Here is a 21,980-nt window from a genome sequence, read left to right as displayed (position 1 = left end):
AACCGGTAAGACGCTGATAATGTGCATCGCCGCGCATGAGATGAAGCGTCTGAATTTGGCACACAAGCCGATGATTATCGGGCTGAAAGCCAACGTTGCGGAGATTGCAGCCACCTATCAGGCGGCATATCCCAACGCACGTATTCTGTACGCTTCGGAGAAGGACTTTTCGACCGCCAACCGTGTGCGCTTCTTCAATAATATAAAGAACAACGACTACGATTGCGTCATCATGTCGCACGACCAGTTCGGCAAGATACCGCAGTCGCCGGAATTGCAGCAGCGCATCCTGCAAGCAGAGCTTGACACGGTGGAGGAAAACCTCGAAGTGCTACGGCAGCAGGGAAAGAACGTGTCGCGGGCGATGCTGAAAGGATTGGAGAAGCGCAAGCACAACCTTGAAGCGAAGCTGGAGAAGGTGGAACACGCCATAAAGTCACGCACGGACGACGTGGTGGATTTCAAGCAGATGGGCATCGACCACATCTTCATAGATGAGAGCCACCAGTTCAAGAATCTGACTTTCAACACGCGCCACGACCGTGTGGCGGGATTGGGAAACAGCGAGGGAAGCCAGAAGGCACTTAACATGCTCTTTGCCATACGCACCATACAGGAGCGCACAGGAAAAGACTTGGGTGCGACCTTCCTCTCCGGCACGACTATCAGCAACTCACTGACTGAATTGTACCTGCTGTTCAAGTACCTGCGCCCGAAGGAGCTGGAACGGCAGGACATAAGGTGTTTCGACGCTTGGGCGGCGATATTTGCCAAGAAGACGACGGATTTTGAATTTAACGTGACGAACAATGTGGTCCAGAAGGAGCGTTTCCGCTACTTCATCAAAGTGCCGGAGCTTGCCGCCTTCTATAATGAAATCACGGACTACCGCACGGCGGAGGATGTGGGCGTTGACCGTCCTGCCAAGAACGAGATACTGCACCATATACCGCCCACGCCGGAACAGGAGGACTTCATACAGAAACTGATGCAGTTCGCCAAGACGGGCGATGCCACCTTGTTGGGCAGGCTGCCGCTTTCGGAAACGGAAGAAAAGGCGAAGATGCTCATCGCCACGGACTATGCCCGGAAAATGGCACTCGACATGCGCATGATAGACCCGAATTACGAAGATCATCCCGACAACAAAGCGAGTCACTGTGCCAAGATGATCGCGGAGTATTATCAAAAATACGACGCCCAGAAAGGCACGCAGTTCGTTTTCTCTGATTTGGGGACATACCAGCCGGGCGACGGGTGGAACGTCTATTCGGAAATCAAGCGCAAACTGACGGAGGACTACGGTATACCGCCAAGCGAGGTGCGCTTCATTCAGGAGTGCAAGACCGACAAGGCGCGGAAGGCGGTGATAGACGCCATGAACGCCGGGACGGTGCGTGTGCTGTTCGGCTCTACCTCTATGCTCGGAACGGGTGTGAACGCCCAGAAACGGTGTGTGGCTATCCATCATCTCGATACGCCGTGGCGACCGTCCGACTTGCAACAGCGTGACGGACGCGGAGTTAGGGCAGGTAATGAGATTGCCAAACATTTCGCCGGGAACAACGTGGATGTAATCATCTACGCGGTGGAGAAGTCACTGGACAGCTACAAGTTCAACCTCCTGCACTGCAAGCAGACTTTCATAAGCCAGCTCAAAAGCGGTGCGATGGGTGCGCGTACCATCGACGAGGGGGCAATGGACGAAAAATCGGGCATGAATTTCTCGGAATACATGGCGTTGCTCTCCGGCAATACCGACCTGTTGGACAAGGCGAAACTGGAAAAGCGGATCGCATCGCTCGAAGGGGAACGCAAGTCGTTCAACAAGGGCAAGCGTGATTCGGAGTTCAAGCTGGAGTCAAAGACCGGCGAGTTGCGCAACAACACGGCTTTCATAGATGCCATGACGGAGGACTGGAACCGCTTCCTGTCGGTGGTGCAGACCGACAAGGAGGGCAACCGCCTTAATATAATAAAGGTGGACGGAGTGGATTCCGCCGATGAGAAGGTCATCGGAAAGCGTTTGCAGGAGATAGCCAAGAATGCCACGACCGGAGGGTTGTACACGCAGGTCGGTGAACTTTACGGTTTTCCGATAAAGGTGGTGAGCGAAAGGATACTCAAAGAGGGATTGGAGTTCACCGACAACCGCTTCGTGGTCGAGGGGAACTACAAGTACACCTACAACAACGGGCATCTGGCGATGGCTGACCCGTTGGCCGCCGCCCGCAACTTCCTCAACGCGATGGAGAGGATACCCTCCATCATCGACCAGTACAAGGCGAAGAACGAGGTGCTGGAGATGGAGATACCGCAGTTACAGGAGATAGCGGGTAAGGTGTGGAAGAAGGAGGACGAGCTGAAGCAGTTGAAGTCCGAACTTGCCGCCCTTGACCGAAAAATTCAGCTGGAGCTTGCGCCACCCACGCCCGAAGTCGCAGAAAAGGAGAATGAAGGGCAACAGCTCAAGCCGGAAGCGGAAGATGTGAGGAACAGGCAGGCGCAATATCCCGAAAATGCACCGCCGCAGATACGCAGTCCGGCGGATAGTATCGTTGCCAACCATGTCATAATCGGGCGTCCGGGACTGTATGCCAAGGAGGAAACCCGGTCCAAAGGATTGAAAATATAACCTAAGGAATTTTATCTGAAGTATTAATAAGGGCTATCCCAAAAGGTCTAAAAGTAAATTTTATCCTTTCTGCAAGTATCTATAGGATGGCAACTGCATTTTTTTCTTTTTGGGCAGCCCTTATTAAAATTTATTCTTATTTTAGGTTATATACATTCATGTCCATTTATGTAAAAAATTCCTGCTGACCTTGTTTATGTCTTGTCAGTCACCATTTGCAAAACCATATTTGACCCTCAAAGAGGCTGAATTTGATAAGTAACTTGCTACATACTCATAATAAGGAGCTAAATAGAACACGAATGGGAAATACACAAATGCTAAACTAAAGAAGATATTGGCCAAAATAAACGCTATACCGAGAGAGAAACTTGATTTTTCAACTTCCTAAAACGGTGTTGTTCAAACATTTCTACTTATTTGTACTTGCCAGTTGAACCTACGCTTCCCTAATAAAATGTCTATGGTAAAAAGTTAAAAAATCCTCCCACTTTTGTTAGATATATTTTTTTGTGTAATTTTGTAATCGTTATGCGGCAGTAATAATATACATATTAATACGAGTTAGTAATCCTGTAGTTCTCATATGCTACGAGGAGGTATTAAAAGGTGCGTTTCGACAATGCATCTACTGTAGTATATTATTGCTTAATCCAAATGAATATTATAAATTTAGGAATTCTTGCTCACATTGATGCAGGAAAAACTTCCGTAACCGAGAATCTGCTGTTTGCCAGTGGAGCAACGGAAAAGTGCGGCCGTGTGGATAATGGTGACACCATAACGGACTCTATGGATATAGAGAAACGTAGAGGAATTACTGTCCGGGCTTCTACGACATCTATTATCTGGAATGGAGTGAAATGCAATATCATTGACACTCCGGGACACATGGATTTTATTGCGGAAGTGGAGCGGACATTCAAAATGCTTGATGGAGCAGTCCTCATCTTATCCGCAAAGGAAGGCATACAAGCGCAGACAAAGTTGCTGTTCAGTACTTTACAAAAGCTGCAAATCCCGACAATTATATTTATCAATAAGATTGACCGTGCCGGTGTGAATTTGGAGCGTTTGTATATGGATATAAAAACAAATCTGTCGCAAGATGTCCTGTTTATGCAAACTGTTGTCGATGGATCGGTTTATCCGGTTTGCTCCCAAACATATATAAAGGAAGAATACAAAGAATTTGTATGCAACCATGACGACGATATATTAGAACGATATTTGGCGGATAGCGAAATTTCACCGGCTGATTATTGGAATACGATAATCGCTCTTGTGGCAAAAGCCAAAGTCTATCCGGTGCTACATGGATCAGCAATGTTCAATATCGGTATCAATGAGTTGTTGGACGCCATTTCTTCTTTTATACTTCCTCCGGCATCAGTCTCAAACAGACTTTCAGCTTATCTCTATAAGATAGAGCATGACCCCAAAGGGCATAAAAGAAGTTTTCTTAAAATAATTGACGGAAGTCTGAGACTTCGAGACGTTGTAAGAATCAACGATTCGGAAAAATTCATCAAGATTAAAAATCTAAAGACTATTTATCAGGGCAGAGAGATAAATGTTGATGAAGTGGGTGCCAATGATATCGCGATTGTAGAAGATATAGAAGATTTTCGAATCGGAGATTATTTAGGTGCTAAACCTTGTTTGATTCAAGGATTATCTCATCAGCATCCCGCTCTCAAATCCTCCGTCCGGCCAAATAAGCCCGAAGAGAGAAGCAAGGTGATATCCGCTCTGAATACATTGTGGATTGAAGACCCGTCTTTGTCCTTTTCCATAAACTCATATAGTGATGAATTGGAAATCTCGTTATATGGTTTGACCCAAAAGGAAATCATACAGACATTGCTGGAAGAACGATTTTCCGTAAAGGTCCATTTTGATGAGATCAAGACTATCTACAAAGAACGACCTATAAAAAAGGTCAATAAGATTATTCAGATCGAAGTACCACCCAACCCTTACTGGGCCACAATAGGGCTGACTCTTGAACCCTTACCGTTAGGGGCAGGGTTGCAAATCGAAAGTGACATCTCCTATGGTTATCTGAACCATTCTTTTCAAAATGCCGTTTTTGAAGGGATTCGTATGTCTTGCCAATCTGGTTTACATGGATGGGAAGTGACAGATCTGAAAGTAACTTTTACTCAAGCCGAGTATTATAGCCCGGTAAGTACACCTGCTGATTTCAGACAGCTGACCCCTTATGTCTTCAGGCTGGCTTTGCAACAGTCAGGTGTGGACATTCTCGAACCGATGCTCTGTTTTGAGTTGCAGATACCCCAAGTAGCGAGTTCCAAAGCTATTACAGATTTGCAAAAACTGATGTCTGAGATTGAAGACATCAGTTGTAATAATGAGTGGTGTCATATTAAAGGGAAAGTTCCATTAAATACAAGTAAAGACTATGCCTCAGAAGTAAGTTCGTACACTAAGGGCTTAGGCATTTTTATGGTTAAGCCATGTGGGTATCAAATAACAAAAGACGGTTATTCTGATAATATCCGCATGAACGAAAAAGATAAACTTTTATTCATGTTCCAAAAATCAATGTCATTAAAATAATGGAGCGGTCAGGAAATTTCTATAAGGCAATACGGTTGGGATATATACTTATCTCCATTCTTATCGGATGTATGGCATATAATAGCCTCTATGAATGGCAGGAGATAGAAGCATTAGAACTTGGCAATAAAAAAATAGACGAGCTCCGAAAAGAAATAAACAATATCAATATTCAAATGATAAAATTTTCTCTATTGGGTGAAACAATACTGGAATGGAACGATAAAGATATCGAGCATTACCATGCACGGCGTATGGCAATGGACAGTATGCTCTGCCGTTTCAAGGCCACCTATCCAGCAGAGCGCATCGATAGTGTGCGCAGTCTTTTAGAGGATAAGGAACGACAGATGTTCCAGATAGTCCGGTTAATGGATGAACAACAATCTATTAACAAGAAGATAGCCAATCAAATTCCGGTTATTGTACAGAAAAGTGTGCAGGAACAGTCCAAAAAGCCAAAACGAAAAGGTTTCTTAGGCATATTCGGCAAAAAAAAGGAAGTAACTCCAGCAGTATCAACCACTATCCTTCATTCGGTCAATAGAAACGTAATCAGCGAACAGAAAGTGCAGGATCGCCAATTGTCGGAACAAGCCGACAGCCTTGCAGCTCGTAATGCAGAACTTAACAGACAACTGCAAGAATTGATTTGCCAAATAGAAGAAAAGGTACAAACCGAACTGCAAAGCCGGGAAAACGAAATAGTTGCCATGCGTGAAAAGTCATTTATGCAAGTAGGCGGTTTAATGGGATTCGTTCTTCTATTGTTGTTAATTTCCTACATCATCATACATCGTGATGCAAAAAGCATTAAACAATACAAGCACAAGACAACTGATTTGATAAGGCAACTGGAACAATCCGTACAACGGAACGAGGCACTGATAACGTCAAGGAAGAAGGCGGTACATACTATCACCCATGAACTGCGCACACCGCTGACAGCAATAACAGGCTATGCCGGACTGATACGGAAAGAACAGTGTGAGGATAAGTCCGGGCAGTATATCCAAAACATACTGCAATCCTCCGACCGTATGCGGGATATGCTTAACACTTTGCTTGACTTCTTCCGCCTGGACAACGGCAAGGAACAGCCCCGTCTGTCACCCTGCCGGATTTCAGCAATCACGCACACACTTGAAACGGAGTTCATGCCTGTTGCCGTGAACAAAGGGCTGTCCTTGTCCGTGAAGACTGGACACGATGCCATTGTATTGACCGACAAAGAGCGAATAATACAAATCGGGAATAACCTGCTGTCAAACGCTGTCAAGTTCACAGAAGAAGGCGGTGTTTCTTTGATTACTGAATATGATAATGGAGTTCTGACACTGGTCGTTGAAGATACAGGTACAGGCATGACAGAAGAGGAACAGAAACAAGCGTTCGGTGCGTTTGAACGTCTATCAAATGCCGCCGCAAAGGAGGGTTTCGGGCTTGGGCTTGCCATAATGCGTAATATTGTGTCGATGCTTGGCGGAACAATCCGTTTAGACAGCAAGAAAGGGAAAGGCAGTCGTTTCACAGTTGAAATTTCTATGCAGGAAGCTGAAGAACAGCTTGGATATACAAGCAATACACCTGTTTATCATAACAATAAATTCCATGATGTTGTCGCCATTGACAATGATGAGGTATTACTTCTGATGCTGAAAGAGATGTATTCCCAAGAAGGAATACACTGCGACACTTGCACCGATGCTGCGGCACTGATGGAAATGATACGCCAGAAAGAATACAGCCTGTTGCTGACAGACTTGAATATGCCCGATATAAACGGTTTCGAATTGCTGGAACTGTTGCGTTCGTCCAACGTGGGCAATTCACCAACAATCCCGGTGGTTGTGGCAACCGCTTCGGGCAGTTGTAACAAAGGGGAACTATTGGCAAAAGGCTTTGCCGGATACCTGTTCAAACCGTTCTCCATATCGGAACTGATGGAGGTTTCCGACAGGTGTGCCATAAAAGCGACACCGGACGGGAAACCGGACTTTTCCGCCTTATTGTCCTATGGCAATGAAGCCGTCATGCTGGAAAAGTTGATAACTGAAACAGAAAAGGAAATGCAGGCGGTACGGGATGCAGCAAAAGAAAAAGACCTGCAAAAGCTGGATTCCCTGATCCACCACCTGCGCAGTTCGTGGGAGGTGCTCCGTGCCGACCAACCGCTGAATGTACTTTACGGATTGCTTCGTGGCGATGCTCTCCCGGATGGTGAAGCGTTAAGCCATGCCGTGACTGCCGTGCTGGATAAGGGAGTGGAAATAATACGGTTGGCAGAAGAGGAAAGGAGAAAATACGAAGATGAATAAGACAAAAATAATTGTGGTGGAAGACAACATCGTGTATTGCGAATATGTCTGCAATATGCTGTCACGGGAGGGCTACCGCAATATGAAGGCTTACCACCTCTCAACCGCGAAGAAACATCTGCAACAGGCAACAGATAATGATATCGTGGTTGCCGACCTGCGTCTGCCTGACGGCAGTGGCATAGACCTTTTGTGCTGGATGCGAAAGGAGGGAAAGATGCAGCCCTTCATCATTATGACCGACTACGCCGAAGTTAATACCGCCGTGGAAAGCATGAAACTCGGCTCGATAGACTATATTCCCAAACAGCTTGTGGAGGATAAACTTGTCCCCCTGATCCGTTCCATACTGAAAGAACGTCAGGCAGGACAACGCCGTATGCCTATATTCGCCCGTGAAGGTTCCGCCTTTCAGAAAATCATGCACCGCATAAGGCTGGTAGCCGCCACCGATATGAGCGTGATGATATTTGGTGAGAACGGCACGGGCAAGGAGCATATTGCCCACCTGTTGCATGACAAGAGCAAACGTGCAGGCAAGCCATTTGTGGCGGTGGACTGCGGTTCACTCTCCAAAGAGCTTGCACCGTCGGCTTTCTTCGGACACGTCAAAGGTGCATTTACAGGTGCGGACAATGCCAAGAAAGGATATTTCCATGAGGCGGAAGGCGGCACGTTGTTTCTGGACGAGGTAGGAAACCTCGCGTTGGAAACCCAACAGATGTTGCTCCGTGCCATACAGGAGAGGCGGTATCGCCCGGTCGGAGACAAGGCAGACCGGAATTTCAATGTCCGCATCATCGCTGCTACCAATGAAGATTTGGAGGTATCGGTGAATGAAAAGCGTTTTCGGCAGGATCTTCTGTACCGCCTGCACGACTTCGGGATAACCGTTCCTCCGTTGCGTGACTGTCAAGAAGACATTATGCCGCTGGCAGAGTTCTTCCGTGATATGGCAAACAGAGAGCTGGAGTGTAGCGTGAGCGGGTTCAGTTCCGAAGCACGTAAAGCGTTGCTGACACACGCATGGCCGGGCAACGTGCGGGAACTTCGGCAGAAAGTTATGGGTGCTGTATTGCAGGCGCAGGAAGGTGTTGTCATGAAAGAGCATCTGGAACTTGCCGTGACGAAACCGACCTCTACTGTCAGCTTCGCCTTGCGCAATGACGCGGAGGATAAGGAGCGGATATTGCGTGCGTTGAAACAGGCAAACGGCAACCGGAGTGTCGCCGCAGAACTGCTCGGCATAGGCAGGACAACACTATACAGCAAACTTGAAGAGTATGGACTTAAATATAAATTCAAGCAATCATAGCCCGTAATTCACTGAATTTGGCTATCTTTGCATAACATTTGAGAAAAACGGCGATTGGCAGGAGCTTTTCGCCGCCAACATATAGGATAAGACCGCAAGGCGTTTCAAGCGAAAATCTGGTAAATTGGAACTACGGAGACGATTGCGTGATGCTTATGCTATGCTTACGCATAGCGTGCATTCACGTACTCTCCGTAAAGGCTTTACCAGAGCCATCGCTTGAAGGTAGTGTGAATTGCACGCTACTTTTTTACCCTTGCCTAACGAAAGGAAACGATTATGGGTAAAGTTCAGATTCTCGCCGTACTGACGATGGACGGATGTCTTTCTTCAGAGTTATATGATAAAGCACATCAGGATTTGTGCCTTGACCGTTGCGGTCTTGATGAAATCAGGAAGAAAGCCTTTTACCGTGTGACACCGGACTATTCCATTTCAATGCTGCACGAATGGAGAAAAGACTGCACAAACATCCGTTACCTCGCGGAAGCCACACCGGACACGGCAGACTATATAAACGGACTGCTGCGGATGCACGCTGTGGATGAAATCATACTATACACCGTTCCTTTCATATCCGGAAGCGGACGACATTTTTTTAAGTCGGCTCTGCCAGAGCAACACTGGACGCTTTCCTCTTTGAAAAGCTATCCCAACGGTGTATGTCGCATTATCTATATCCTTGATAAAAAAGCAAGATAGCCAAAATGTGCGGCAAGCATACATTTCTATTTTCAGGAATAGAATAAATGTTCCGATTACAAACAATTTAAGTCGGAGATAATTTGTCCTTGTGAAAAAATACTGAATTTTATACCTCTGAAATCCAGCACTTTGTAAAATTGAGTGTTGGATTTTTTATTTTCTGCCGCGTTTTTTGCCAATTATATTCATGTGCGCACGCAGAAAACAAAGTGTAATTTTCAAAATTGACAGAACCATGAATTATTTCTTGCTGGCGGAAACCGACTTTTTCCGCCTGATAAACGAAGCCGGCGACTGCAATATGGAAACGGCATACACGGCTTTCGCCACCCAAGTGATCGAACTGTGCAACGGCGGCATGGACATGAACCTTACCGTCATCGCGCTTGCCTACATCGAAATCGAGTTGCAGCACCATCCCGTACGTAATCTGTCAGAAGAAAAAAGAGAGATTGCCGCCTACGTCAGCAAGGCTCTGTCTTTCGTAAGAAAGATGCAGAAATTCCTTGCCACGCCCCAAGTGCCACCACTAATATCCGCCAACAACGCAACAGAAACCACCGCCAGCCTTCTTCAATGGACGGGCAATGCCATCGACCTCGTGGAACTTATCTACGGCATAGACGTGATGGGCTGCATCAACAACGGCAATATGCCGCTCAAACAGCTCGCCCCACTTCTCTATAAGATATTCGGGGTTGATTCTAAAGACTGCTACCGCTTCTACACTGATATCAAACGCCGGAAGAACGAAAGCCGCACCTATTTCATTGACAGGATGCAGGAAAAACTGAACGAGAGAATGTTGCGTGATGAGGAGTTGGAGCGGATGAGAAAATAAAAAAATATCCATTACATATGAGAAGACAGGAATACTCGTATCCTGTCTTTTTATTTTCATTTAATTATATATTAATTAGCACAATATATGTGAGTTTTTCATTCCTATAAGGACAAATTTCAGAAACGTATGTCTGGTAAATTATTGAGTCATCATAGTATGAACATATATCATTACTAAAAACAATGAAACAACTTCCATAAGATTGTGGTTGTAAAAATCGCCATTTAATAGCCCGTTTTTTTTGTAAAATTCGCCAATTAAAAAAATATGATTATCTTTGCATTATATTTTATAAGGTATGGAAACAGTAAATAGAATACTTCAAGAGAAGATTACAGCACGAATCGCGCCCAATAAAGCAGTACTGATTTTTGGTGCTCGCCGTGTTGGTAAAACGGTAATGATGCGTAAAATTGTGGACAACTATTCAGGTAGGACGATGATGCTCAACGGCGAAGACTACGACACATTAGCACTATTGGAGAATCGCTCAATAGCCAATTATCGGCATTTATTGGATGGTATTGATTTGCTGGCTATTGATGAGGCACAGAACATACCACAAATCGGTAGTATTCTGAAGTTGATAGTTGATGAAATACCGGGAATAAGTGTCTTGGCAAGTGGTTCTTCGTCATTCGATTTGCTGAATAAGACTGGTGAACCGTTGGTCGGCCGCAGTACGCAATTTCTCCTTACACCATTCTCGCAACGGGAAATCGCACAGACGGAAACGGCACTTGAAACCCGCCAGAACCTCGAAGCGCGCTTGATTTACGGTTCCTATCCCGAAGTAGTAATGATGGAGAACTATGAACGTAAAACAGACTACCTACGTGATATTGTCGGTGCATACCTGCTTAAAGATATCTTAGCAATTGACGGCTTAAAAAATTCGAGCAAGATGCGCGATCTACTGCGATTGATAGCTTTTCAGTTGGGCAGCGAAGTTTCTTACGAAGAGTTAGGTAAACAACTCGGCATGAGCAAGACGACCGTTGAAAAATACCTCGACCTATTGGAAAAGGTCTTCGTTATCTATCGTCTGGGGGCTTATTCGCGTAACCTACGCAAGGAGGTTACAAAAGCTGGCAAGTGGTACTTCTACGACAACGGCATTCGCAATGCCATTATCGGGGCTTTCTCACCGCTGGCCATTCGGCAGGATGTCGGTGCGCTGTGGGAGAACTACATCATCGGAGAGCGGCGCAAAGCGAACTTCAATGAGGGACTGCACAGGGAGTTCTATTTCTGGCGCACCTACGACAAACAGGAAATCGACCTGATTGAGGAGAGTGCCGACAGTCTTACCGCCTTGGAGTTCAAGTGGGGAAATAAAATGCCGGCCGCACCGAAAGCCTTCCAAGAAGCCTATCCCTATGCCGAGTTTCATGTGGTAAATCGGGAGAATTATTTGGAGTTCGTATAATCAATAAATTACGTATATGGAAACAAAACTACAATCCAAACAGCAATATCCGCGGTTTATCCAAAATAAACCGTGTGGTATTGACAAATTCGATGGAGGTTCGCAAGAAAGGTTGGCAAAAACTATTGCTCGCCATTTTTGTCAGAATGATTCATTGGATGAGGAATGTACTTTACCTCGAATTATCGGCATCGAAGGTATTTGGGGATCTGGAAAATCCAACGTGGTTAAAATGTTGGAACGTGAATTATCAGACGACTATTACTTTTTTGAGTATGACGCATGGGGACATCAAGAGGACTTGCAACGCCGCTCTATATTGGAATTGCTTACAAGCAAACTTATTGATGATGGTATCCTATCTGGAAATGCAACAATAAAAGTCAAAGGTGGAGGTACGAAAACCGTATCATGGTCTGAAAAGCTGAAATATTTATTAGCCCGTAAAACGGAGACCGTAACCGAAAAATATCCCCTTATCAGTAATGGTATGGTTGCGGCATTTTTGGTTGCAGTTTTAACTCCGATATTTACATTTATTGCGTATGCAGTAAAACCTACACCCACAACATGGTGGTTTTCTTTATTGTCTATTATCATAGCTGCACTGCCAGTTCTTATTGCATTGTGCGTTTGGAAATGGGCATATAGCAAAGATCATAAATATGGATGGAGTTATATGTTAGCTATTTATCAAGATAAAGTCGAAAAGGACGTTTGCTATGAGACTTTGAGCGAAGACGAACCAACGGTTTACGAGTTCAAAACATGGATGCAAGACATTTCTGATTTTATCAAGGAAAAAGGACAACGTAAATTAGTCCTTGTTTTTGACAACATGGATCGTCTCCCCGCTGAAAAAGTAAAAGAATTATGGTCTTCTATCCATACGTTCTTCGCCGATAGCGGTTTTGAAAATGTTTGGGCTGTTATTCCTTTCGATGAAACACATTTAGCTTGTGCATTCGGAGATGAGACCGACGAACAAACGAAACAACTGACCAAGTATTTTATCAATAAAACTTTCCCTATTGTTTATCGTGTTGCTCCTCCTGTTATTACCGACTATCGAAGTATATTCAACAAACTGTTTGTTGAAGCATTTGGAGAAACAGAAAATGAAGCGAAAGAAACTATAAATCGGATATTCAGATTGGTAAATCCTAATGCCAATGTTAGGGAAATTATATCATATATCAATGAGATGGTCGCTCTTAAACAAGAGTGGTGTAACGAAATTTTGATGATAAACATAGCATTGTTCTGTTTGAAGAAGACGGATATTCTGGCAAATCCAGTAGAACAAATATTGTCCGGCGACTATCTGAATGGCATTCAAACAATAATTAACAATGATCTGCAAACACAACGCGAAATTGCAGCTTTGGTATATGGTGTCGATGTTGAAGATGCTCGACAAATTCCATTGAAAAAATATATTGAAGGCTGCATCAACGGAGAAGAAGACCACGACATAAATCAATATGCAGAGACTAATAAACAATTTGACACTGTATTAGAAGAAGTTATACAATGTATGGACAATGCGCTTATCGATAAGATTATACATTGTTTGCATAAATTAACTCGAAAGAGCGATGTTATTCTGCGTGTATGGCAAAGAATAGCACAATTGAAATTAAAAGAATCCATAGAGAAGCAGGTGTTCCCTGTCGAATACCAAGAACTGCTGTTGCATTTAGACACGGAAAGCCAAAACCATGTGATTGCTCAATTATATAAGAAGATAGTTCGGTTCAATGACTTCAATGGCGGCGACTATTTCAAAACGTTAGATGCAATAGACAGGTTTATTGCGCAAAATAAGTTGGCGTGCGATTTTACGTCATTGATTGAAGCAAAAACAGTCAAGCCAAATACATTTATCGATTATATTCAAGCTGCAAATGCAACAGATGCTGCCTATCGGGATAACGCGACAACTAAAGCATATAAATATTATCAAGTAGCAACAAATTCGGAGGCGCTCGATAATTATTTGGCAAACTTACTACCCGATAATTTCGACCATGCAGATATTGTAAAAACGTTAAAAGATAATTCTACCTATACGTTTCCAACGCTTTTGCAAGCGATCACGAATTGCATTGATGAACAGAATGTAAATAAAGATAATATAGGGGCTATATTTACAACCTATCGTTTATTGGCATCTGACGAAGAAAGACCTTTACCTGTAACGTTAGATTCAACCTACATAAATCAGTTGCATTCTGAATTAGAAACTGATGGCCGAAACATTAAAGAGTCTGGATATTACGATTTAGTCGCCATGCAATTGGCACATGGTCATTCCGTTTCCTTAATAGAGGGTGGAGATATAAAATATGTTGCAGAACTCATGGACTATTATGTGGATCATGGAGACTTATTAGTAAATAGTGTGGGATGGAATATACCGCTATTAAATGAAACACTACAATACATGGTAAATCATAAACTTGGCTATAAATTATTGCTCTCAGACATATTGCCCCAATTTGAAGATATTAAGAACAGAATAGGTGTAACGGATGAGGTATTTATCGAGCATTTAGCAGAGTGGAATACCGATTTGGATAAGTATATCACTAAGAACAATATTAAAGATGTAATTCCTGACGCATCTTTTTACGATTTGACCACTAAAATAAGCAATGTCCTGACCGATCATATCAATAAAATAGCGTTCGAAGCGTTGTCTGAAATAAGTGTTGATACATTATACGCCCAAAGAACAGCACATACATCATATTATTGGTTTGTCGCAATAAAACATTTACTGGCTAAAATCAAATCCTTGCCAGATAACTTGACTGAATTTGGCAAAAAGATTCTGATGGATATTGCTTCTGGAACTCAAAGTTTGAATCCTTTCCCTAATTGTTTCAAGAATATAGTTGAAAGATTGGATAAACGAAAAATTAAATCGACAGTTACCGATATAAGAAATGATTTCTGCATCGGTAAAAAGACTATCAATGCAATAAAGTTTCAATTTTTCGAAACATGGCTTAGATCGCATGGTAATTTGAAAAGTCAAGCTGGAGACGTTATTGATAAAATAGTGAAACCTGTAATTTCCGATGGGGCATGCCGTTCATTGATTCTGCAAAACAAAGATTTTTATATGGATTTAATAAATACAGCAGGGGATGATGCTTATGAATTGAAAAAGAGTCTCCGAAACCTCATACAAAAAGATTCAGATCCGCAATTGGTTAAATTTGTCAATTCGATAGATTCAGTACCTGAGGTTGAAACCGCGTAAGTATTTGTCTAACAAGTCCGAATTTTACGATTTTACCCGTCAGAACTGAAGTGCCCCCCAAAAAAATTGTATCCAACTTTTGGGGGTCACTTCAAACTTCGATAGGGATAATTTTCAATTTTGGGGACTTGTTAGACAGTCTCATTATCTGGTAGCAGTTTACACAGCACCGGATCGTTTTTGATACGCTCCAGTTCCTCCTGCACAATCTGCTTCACCTCTTCCTTGATGCGCCGGTAGTTCGCCTGCACCGTTTCCTTCATGCGGTCGTTGCCGTCCTCGTCCGTGAAGTTTGTAATGACGGGAATTTTCTTGTAGGCACTTTCTTCCCGTTTCACCTTTTCGGCATCCACCACAATCTCGCAATGAAAAATCTTCTGCTCGATACGCTCGTTGAAGTTGTCGGATACAGAACCGACAAACATTCCCTGCGTAAGCCCGGAAATCTTACTCGGTGGAATGAGCGCGTCCATCTGCGTGTTGATGGAGGTGGAAACATCCTGCCGGTTGATGGAGATGGACTGCCGTTTCTGCAACACCTTACCGAACCGCTCGGAGAGCGTCTTGGCTGTTTCCCCCACCACCTGACCGGAGAAAATATTGCCGACAGTGTTCATCACCACTTTCGCCTCTTTGTCCCCGTAGTCACGCACTAACTGGCTGAAATCCTGAAAGCCCAGACACACGGCAACCTTGTTGCTTCGGGCGGTAGCTATAAGATTGTCCAACCCTTTGAAGTATATTGTGGGCAACTCGTCGATGATGACCGATGACTTCAGCATCCCCTTCTTGTTGATGAGCTTCACGATACGGGAATTATACAGACCGAGTGCCGCACCGTAGATATTCTGACGGTCGGGATTGTTACCCACGCAGAGGATTTTCGGCTCTTCGGGATTGTTGATGTCCAGCGTAAACTCGCTGTCTGACATCACCCAGTAGAGCTGCGGTGAAATCATCCTCGAAAGCGGGATTTTTGCCGACGCTATCTGACCCATGAGCTGCTCCGCAGCCCCTCCAAGCCACGCATCCATGAACGGCGAAAGGTAGTTCTCCAGCTCCGGATAAGAGGTCAGTATCGGAAATATATCCTCGTAACGGCGGTTCAGAAACTCGATAGCATGGGGAAACGTGCAAAACTTCCCGTTCTGATAGATTTTGAGATACCAGATAATACTGGCAAACAGAATGATAGGTGACTCCACGAAGAAGTCGCCCTGCTTTTGCACCCACGTTTTATTGAGGTTGAGCATTATTGTGTAGGCACTCTCATAGGCATCCGTAATATCTTCCATAAAATCCGGGTGAATGGGATTGCACCGATGAGAGCGTCGCGGGTCGTCGAAGTTGATCACATAGAACTTCGGCTTTACCTTGTAGCCGTCCGGGTGGTTCAGCAAATGGTTGTAGGCAATAGTAGATAGGTCGGGATACTTGAAATCGTAGATGTATTGACTAAAGCCCTTTTCAATCTGTTGCTTGATAAAATTGTTTACCACGGCATAGGACTTGCCGCTGCCAGGCGTACCCAACACGATGGACGCACGGAAGGGATTAACTACATTGATCCAACCGTTGTTCCAGCGTTTCCTGTAATAGAAACGTGTCGGCAGATTGACCGAATACTCGCTTTCGATAAGCCTCGTTTCCTGCATGAAACTCTCGTTCTCGTTGTTGAAAACATCCTCCATCAAATTGTGTTTCAACAGGCGGCTCATCCACAGACCACCCATCAACAGGCAGACATAGCCCGTTCCAATGGTAAGGACATACAGTCCCGTCACCGCTTCAAGCGGCAGCGGCAGGGGCAGCAACCACCAGTTCAGGAAAAACAGCACGAACCCGACGGCAAATGCTGTCCAGATTCTCCCCCAAGTGATTTTCTCACCCTTGACACCCTTCGTACCCAGACAGGACAAGGCAAGCAAAAGGACGGAAAACAGCTTCGTGTAGAGAATGGAATGGAACAGCCCCGCCGTGCGGTCGAAGTTCAGAAGGATTTTGTCCACCACGCCGATGTTCACGCCCCACAGCCGGATGGCTTCGTAGCAGAACCAGTACACGTTCATGACCACTAAAATGATACTCACGGCACGCAGAAAATCCATGATTTTCGCCAATGCCCTCAAATCGTCTTCTTGTTGTGACATACATTGATTTTTTAATTGTTGATACTCTGATTACATACCCAAGCCCTTGCGTTTTTTCTTCTTTTTGCGCTTCATCGCCCGGATGAAAGCCTCTTCCTCGGCATCTACCGCCGGACCTTCGGGAGTGAGCAAGCCCATACCGCCCGATATATCTTCACTGTCGTAGGCGGTCTGCCCGTGTGCCTTGTCCGCAGCATCCACAGGGATGGATAGCGGTATCGGCGGTTGTCCGGCGTATGGCAGGGTGAAGTGTTCCTGCAAGGCATTCGCCGAAAGCTCCTTACCCATGCGCGAACCGTTCAGCACGCATCCCGTGCGGTGGTCGATGAAGGTAGCCCCATAGATGCGCCCTTCCTCTGTGTAGCGCAGTACGGTGTCGATGCCCTTCTCTTTGAGTTGGGATACAAATTTGTCCTTGTCATAAGTGCCTTGCAGCACGGAAAGGACGGTGCGTTTCGTCATGTCTGCCAGTTTCCTATCCTTGATTTCCGATTTGGAACGGACAAACTTCTTCTGTACGGCTTCATAGCCTGCGGACTTCCCGAAAAGCGAGGATTTGAACGGGTTGCCCACCTTGTTACCCTTGTCGTCCGTGACGGAATAGACCAGCCCGTGATACTCCCGTCCGCGCACGTTGCCCCTCGCTTCCTCCACCGTCATATTATATAAGGAAAGGAGCGCACGGTATTCGCCCATCGTCTGGAAACGGTACTGCCCATTCAGAGCCTTCACGGTGTTGCCTACCTGCTTCTTCACATCACCTGCCGATGCGGCCACCTTGCGCAACGGATTATCCAATCTCTGATTTTTACGTTCTGCCGGATGCAATCCGTACTTCTGTTCCAGTTCCCTGCGGATACGGTCGCTGCGGCGGTAGAGAAAATCCCGGTTGAGCCTTTTCCCGTTCTCGTCCACGTTGACCGTCACGATGTGCAGGTGGTGGCGGTCGATGTCCTCGTGCTTGAATACAAGATAAGGCTGGTTTCCGAAACCGAGTTTTTCCAGATACTCGCGGGCGATATTCTGCAACTCAATATCGGTCAGCACATCCTCCGGGTGCGGGTTGAGAGAGATATGCACCACCGGCTTCTCGATCTTCATCTGCGGTGGCAGGAAGGTGAGAAAACCCTCCATCGCCTTGCCTATGTCCACCGTTCCCGAACCGTCATTGTAGATGCGGTTGGTGGTGAGAAGCCGCCCCTGCGCCTCGTTAATCTTCTCCCCGTTGTAGGCAATCGCGCCGTACAACGAACTTCCTACACTGATTTTTGCGACCATTTTGCCTCCATTTCCCTTGAAAGTTCCACAATCCGGCGGCTCAGTTTCACGAGTTCGACGGTGTGTTGCTCTAATTTGTAGAGCAACGCCATCGCCTTTTTCTCTGAAAAATGCAGCCTCAGTTCCTTCACGACTTGGTTGTAATTCGTACCCACGGCACGGAATTGTGCATGAAAATCCGACAGTTTGGTGTAATAGTCCACCAACGTCTTGTCCACCTTCAGCACCTTGAACGGTTGCCCGAAGAAGTGCGCTTTGAGGAAAACAGACCGTGCATAGACACCCGATTTTCCGAACATGGCGAGGAAACGGTTGTGTTCCTCCTCGTTGAAACGGACGGTGTACCGGTACACCGCCGGATCAAGTTTGGGATTTCTCCCTGATTTGCTTTTCCTTTTCTCTTTCATATTACTTTGGATTTAGCGGATTGACGGCATAAGCCGCCGCTTCGGATTACAGCACCGCAGTTCTGAAAGGCTTCCCGACTTCGGAGGGAAAGCCCGCCCCCTGCAAGGGCAAGTGCTTTTCGTGGCTGCTCAAAATATTTTGAGCGGCTGAAAAGACATCTTGCTATGTTCAGGTGAACATAAAAATCCGTCAGGGGACGGATTGGGAAAATACCTTTCAGGACTCCGGGCCGCGCGTCATCGGCGAACCCTGCTGTCCGGGTGCAAAGTTACGCCCTTAAAGCGGTATCGGACAGATGCTTGACCCGGTCAATGACTGCCAACCGGCGCAACGTGCCGCCACTTGCCGGAGAAGTGATACAGGTTCCAAAATATACTTGTTTATTTGCAGCATGATTCAAGAAACGAACGATTTGAAGATATGATAAACGGAACATTCAAATACCCGGAAATCCGCTTCTTCGGATACTTGCCGAAACGGATACCCGAACCGTCGGAAACCCGGTTCTCCGACAATTCGGTGACGTATGGATTCAATGACTTCATGACGCAATGTCGTCAATCACCATTTGTCCGACGCACCGCTTCACCACAGAACCGGATACGCGACGACCCGCCTGCGTGTGTAGTCACGGAAGCGGATGGTGCGACAGCCAAATCCGTATGGAAACAGAAAAACAAATCATCAACAATTAAAATAAATGGAACTATGAGTAAGGAAATCTTCGTTGCATTCGCAACACAGAAAGGTGGCATCGGCAAATCCACTGTCACGGCACTTGCCGCCAGCTACCTGCACAACGTGAAAGGCTACAATGTCGCCGTCGTGGACTGCGACGACCCGCAGCACAGCATCCACGGGCTGCGCGAACACGAAATGGGGCTTATCGACAGCAGCACCTACTTCAAGGCTCTCGCTTGCGACCATTTCCGCCGGATCAAAAAGAACGCCTACACCATCGTCAAAAGCAATGCGGTGAACGCCCTCGACGATGCCGAGAGGATGATTGCCACTGAGGACGTGAAACCCGACGTGGTGTTCTTCGACATGCCCGGCACACTCCGAAGCAACGGCGTGATAAAGACGCTCTCGCAGATGGACTACATTTTCACTCCGCTGAGTGCCGACCGCTTTGTCGTGGAGAGTACCCTGAAATTCGTCACGATGTTCCGCGACAGGCTGATGACTACCGGACAGGCGAAAACAAAGGGGCTGCATCTGTTCTGGACGATGGTGGACGGCAGGGAGAGGAACGACTTGTACGGCATCTACGAGGAAGTGATAGCCGAAATGGGCTTTCCGGTACTTTCCACCCGCTTGCCCGACAGCAAGAAGTTCCGCCGTGACCTTTCGGAAGAGCGCAAGAGCGTTTTCCGCTCCACCATCTTCCCGATGGACACGGCACTGCTGAAAGGGAGTGGCATCCGGGAGTTTTCCGAAGAGATAAGCGACATCATCAGACCGCAGTGAGCATGGGCAGCAGGAAAGTGAACACGGAAGGCATCGACGAGGAACTGCTGTTAGCCTCCATCGGGCGGCGCACACAGGACGGGACACTGCGCCCCGCACAGGAAGTACCCGCAGCTGCACCGACCGAAGAGGACACCGCCGCACCGGAACCATCTCCTGTGCAACCCGTAACACGGGAAAAAGCGCAGAGGGAAAGTGGACGCCGGAAAAGGCAGGACGAGGACTACAACGAGCTATTCCTGCGCCGCAACGAGATAAAGACCCGCCAATGTGTCTATATCAGCCGTGACGTCCACGGCAAGATCCTCAGAATCGTGAACGACATCGCCGGAGGGGAAATCTCAGTAGGCGGATATGTGGATACCGTGCTGCGCCAGCATCTGGAACAGCACAAGGAGAGAATCAACGAACTGTACAAGAAACAACGTGAAGATCTGATTTGAAAATGGAAAAAGAAATGACACCGAATGAAAAAAGACCACAGCAAGACTGCGGAGGTATGTTTACCCAAGTGCAGGCGAGTGTGGAAATACTGTCGCCTGTCCCGGTAAGCGGCAAATGCAGTGAGAAGGACTATGAACGCCTGTTCATCCGCGACCCGGAAGTAAAGGCACGTGAGGGGAAGATGGCGTATGTGCGCCCGGAGTACCACGAGCGTATCATGCGTATCACCCGTGTAATCGGGCATGACCGGCTTACGCTGTCCGCTTACATCGACCATGTGCTGACGCACCACTTCAACCAGTGCGAAGATGCGATAAAGAGCCTTTATGCCCGAAATTACAATTCAGTATTCTAACCAAAAACGGAAGGATATGAATTACACAATCAGCATGACAGACATTCTGCTGGCGGTATCGGTCGGCTGCAACCTCTGGTTCCTGTTCCTGCTCCTTTACGAGCGCATCATGGACACGCGGATTGTCCGCTTCTTCAAGGGCATTGTCGGATTATGGCGGTCACTGGACGGGAATGAGGCTAAACGCATAGCGGCACACGAGGAAGTCCCTGCGGAAAAGGCGGACATCATCGGCAAGAGCCGTTTCAGGATGGCATCCACCCGGACAACCGCTGCCATACCGACGCAAGAAGCCGCCACTATTGAAAAAGGCATTGAGCTGTCGGAGGAAGAGGCTACTTTTGACGACGGAAAAACGGGAAACGCATCCCGCCCGGCACAAGTCCCGGAGGAAAAACTCGATGAGACCTTCACGAGCATACCGCCGGAGGAACTGGGATACGGGGACGACGAACCGGAAGAGGACGCCTCGGACACGCCACGGGCTTCGGGCAGCAGCTTTGACGAGATTGACGACGCCTGCAAGACCGCCAAAAACCCGGACGCGACACAGGCGGAACGTGAAAAGGCGGCTAAGGTGTTCACCGACATGGAGGGCACGGAGTTGTACGAGAAAATGATGGAAGGCTCTTCGGAGATAGGCATCCGCATCAAGGGGCTTATCGAGATTCGGCTGAAGAAATCTGAAAAGGAGTTCGTCGTGCCGGACAACATCGAGGAGTTCGACATTCGCAACTATGTATGACAACAATAAAAGAAATGAACATGAAAGAAT

15 protein-coding genes are annotated in these 21,980 nt (G+C 46.4%); 12 read left to right on the top strand and 3 right to left on the bottom strand.

The annotated features are described in order from the left end of the window. The 8 genes from HMPREF1640_RS02455 to HMPREF1640_RS02420 all read left to right on the top strand — a co-directional run. A partial coding sequence (locus tag HMPREF1640_RS02455; RefSeq protein WP_032849851.1) for a helicase-related protein occupies nt 1–2,635 on the top strand: 2,635 nt, incomplete at its 5' end. 657 nt (nt 2,636–3,292) lie between these two features. Then, the gene (tet(Q), locus tag HMPREF1640_RS02450; RefSeq protein WP_004291466.1) at nt 3,293–5,218 is read left to right on the top strand and encodes a tetracycline resistance ribosomal protection protein Tet(Q); all 1,926 of its coding nucleotides are present in this window, start codon (nt 3,293–3,295) and stop codon (nt 5,216–5,218) included. Next, nucleotides 5,218–7,536 carry an ATP-binding protein gene (locus HMPREF1640_RS02445; RefSeq protein WP_036892063.1) on the top strand — a complete coding sequence of 773 codons (2,319 nt, stop codon included), beginning with the start codon at nt 5,218–5,220 and terminating at the stop codon, nt 7,534–7,536. The genes tet(Q) and HMPREF1640_RS02445 overlap by 1 nt, the downstream gene beginning before the upstream one ends. Beyond that, nucleotides 7,529–8,851 (top strand): sigma-54 dependent transcriptional regulator, encoded by a 1,323-nt coding sequence (locus HMPREF1640_RS02440; protein WP_004291471.1) that lies wholly within the window; start codon nt 7,529–7,531, stop codon nt 8,849–8,851. Before HMPREF1640_RS02445 ends, HMPREF1640_RS02440 begins: the two co-directional genes overlap by 8 nt. A gap of 279 nt (nt 8,852–9,130) precedes the next feature. Continuing rightward, a complete protein-coding gene (locus tag HMPREF1640_RS02435; protein WP_004291474.1) occupies nt 9,131–9,553 on the top strand; it encodes a dihydrofolate reductase family protein in 423 nt (140 codons plus the stop codon). Nucleotides 9,554–9,791: 238 nt separating this feature from the next. Beyond that, nucleotides 9,792–10,397 (top strand): RteC domain-containing protein, encoded by a 606-nt coding sequence (locus tag HMPREF1640_RS02430; protein WP_004304269.1) that lies wholly within the window; start codon nt 9,792–9,794, stop codon nt 10,395–10,397. 301 nt (nt 10,398–10,698) lie between these two features. Next, a complete protein-coding gene (locus HMPREF1640_RS02425; RefSeq protein ID WP_004291480.1) occupies nt 10,699–11,829 on the top strand; it encodes an ATP-binding protein in 1,131 nt (376 codons plus the stop codon). A 16-nt stretch (nt 11,830–11,845) separates the two neighbouring features. Further along, nucleotides 11,846–15,100 carry a P-loop NTPase fold protein gene (locus HMPREF1640_RS02420; protein WP_004291481.1) on the top strand — a complete coding sequence of 1,085 codons (3,255 nt, stop codon included), beginning with the start codon at nt 11,846–11,848 and terminating at the stop codon, nt 15,098–15,100. A gap of 131 nt (nt 15,101–15,231) precedes the next feature. On the opposite strand, the gene mobC is transcribed toward HMPREF1640_RS02420, so the two are convergent. The 3 genes from mobC to mobA are packed head-to-tail and all read right to left on the bottom strand — an operon-like array spanning nt 15,232 to nt 18,935. Next, nucleotides 15,232–17,250, bottom strand: a complete 2,019-nt coding sequence (gene mobC / locus HMPREF1640_RS02415; RefSeq protein WP_004291482.1) for a conjugal transfer protein MobC — start codon at nt 17,248–17,250, stop codon at nt 15,232–15,234. 30 nt (nt 17,251–17,280) lie between these two features. Continuing rightward, complete coding sequence (gene mobB / locus HMPREF1640_RS02410) at nt 17,281–18,528, bottom strand: conjugal transfer protein MobB (RefSeq protein WP_004291483.1); 1,248 nt, start codon at nt 18,526–18,528, stop codon at nt 17,281–17,283. Continuing rightward, entirely contained in the window at nt 18,507–18,935 is a 429-nt protein-coding gene (mobA, locus tag HMPREF1640_RS02405; RefSeq protein WP_004291488.1) for a conjugal transfer protein MobA, read from the bottom strand. The genes mobB and mobA overlap by 22 nt, the downstream gene beginning before the upstream one ends. A gap of 421 nt (nt 18,936–19,356) precedes the next feature. On the opposite strand from mobA, the gene HMPREF1640_RS02400 reads away from it, so the two are divergent. From HMPREF1640_RS02400 to HMPREF1640_RS02385, 4 genes are read left to right on the top strand one after another with little or no spacing between them, the layout of a single operon-like run. Continuing rightward, nucleotides 19,357–20,406: a ParA family protein gene (locus tag HMPREF1640_RS02400; RefSeq protein ID WP_004291492.1), complete on the top strand. Its 1,050-nt coding sequence runs from the start codon at nt 19,357–19,359 to the stop codon at nt 20,404–20,406. Nucleotides 20,407–20,408: 2 nt separating this feature from the next. Further along, nucleotides 20,409–20,849, top strand: coding sequence for a DUF3408 domain-containing protein (locus HMPREF1640_RS02395; protein WP_004291503.1), 441 nt, complete (start codon nt 20,409–20,411; stop codon nt 20,847–20,849). 2 nt (nt 20,850–20,851) lie between these two features. Further along, nucleotides 20,852–21,205 (top strand): DUF3408 domain-containing protein, encoded by a 354-nt coding sequence (locus tag HMPREF1640_RS02390; RefSeq protein ID WP_004291505.1) that lies wholly within the window; start codon nt 20,852–20,854, stop codon nt 21,203–21,205. A 16-nt stretch (nt 21,206–21,221) separates the two neighbouring features. Continuing rightward, nucleotides 21,222–21,950 (top strand): hypothetical protein, encoded by a 729-nt coding sequence (locus tag HMPREF1640_RS02385; protein ID WP_004304280.1) that lies wholly within the window; start codon nt 21,222–21,224, stop codon nt 21,948–21,950. The last annotated feature ends 30 nt before the right edge of the window (nt 21,951–21,980 follow it).

It is taken from the genome of Prevotella sp. S7-1-8 (genome assembly GCF_000758925.1).
GTDB lineage: Bacteria > Bacteroidota > Bacteroidia > Bacteroidales > Bacteroidaceae > Prevotella.
This window is presented reverse-complemented; position numbering and strand designations above follow the sequence as displayed.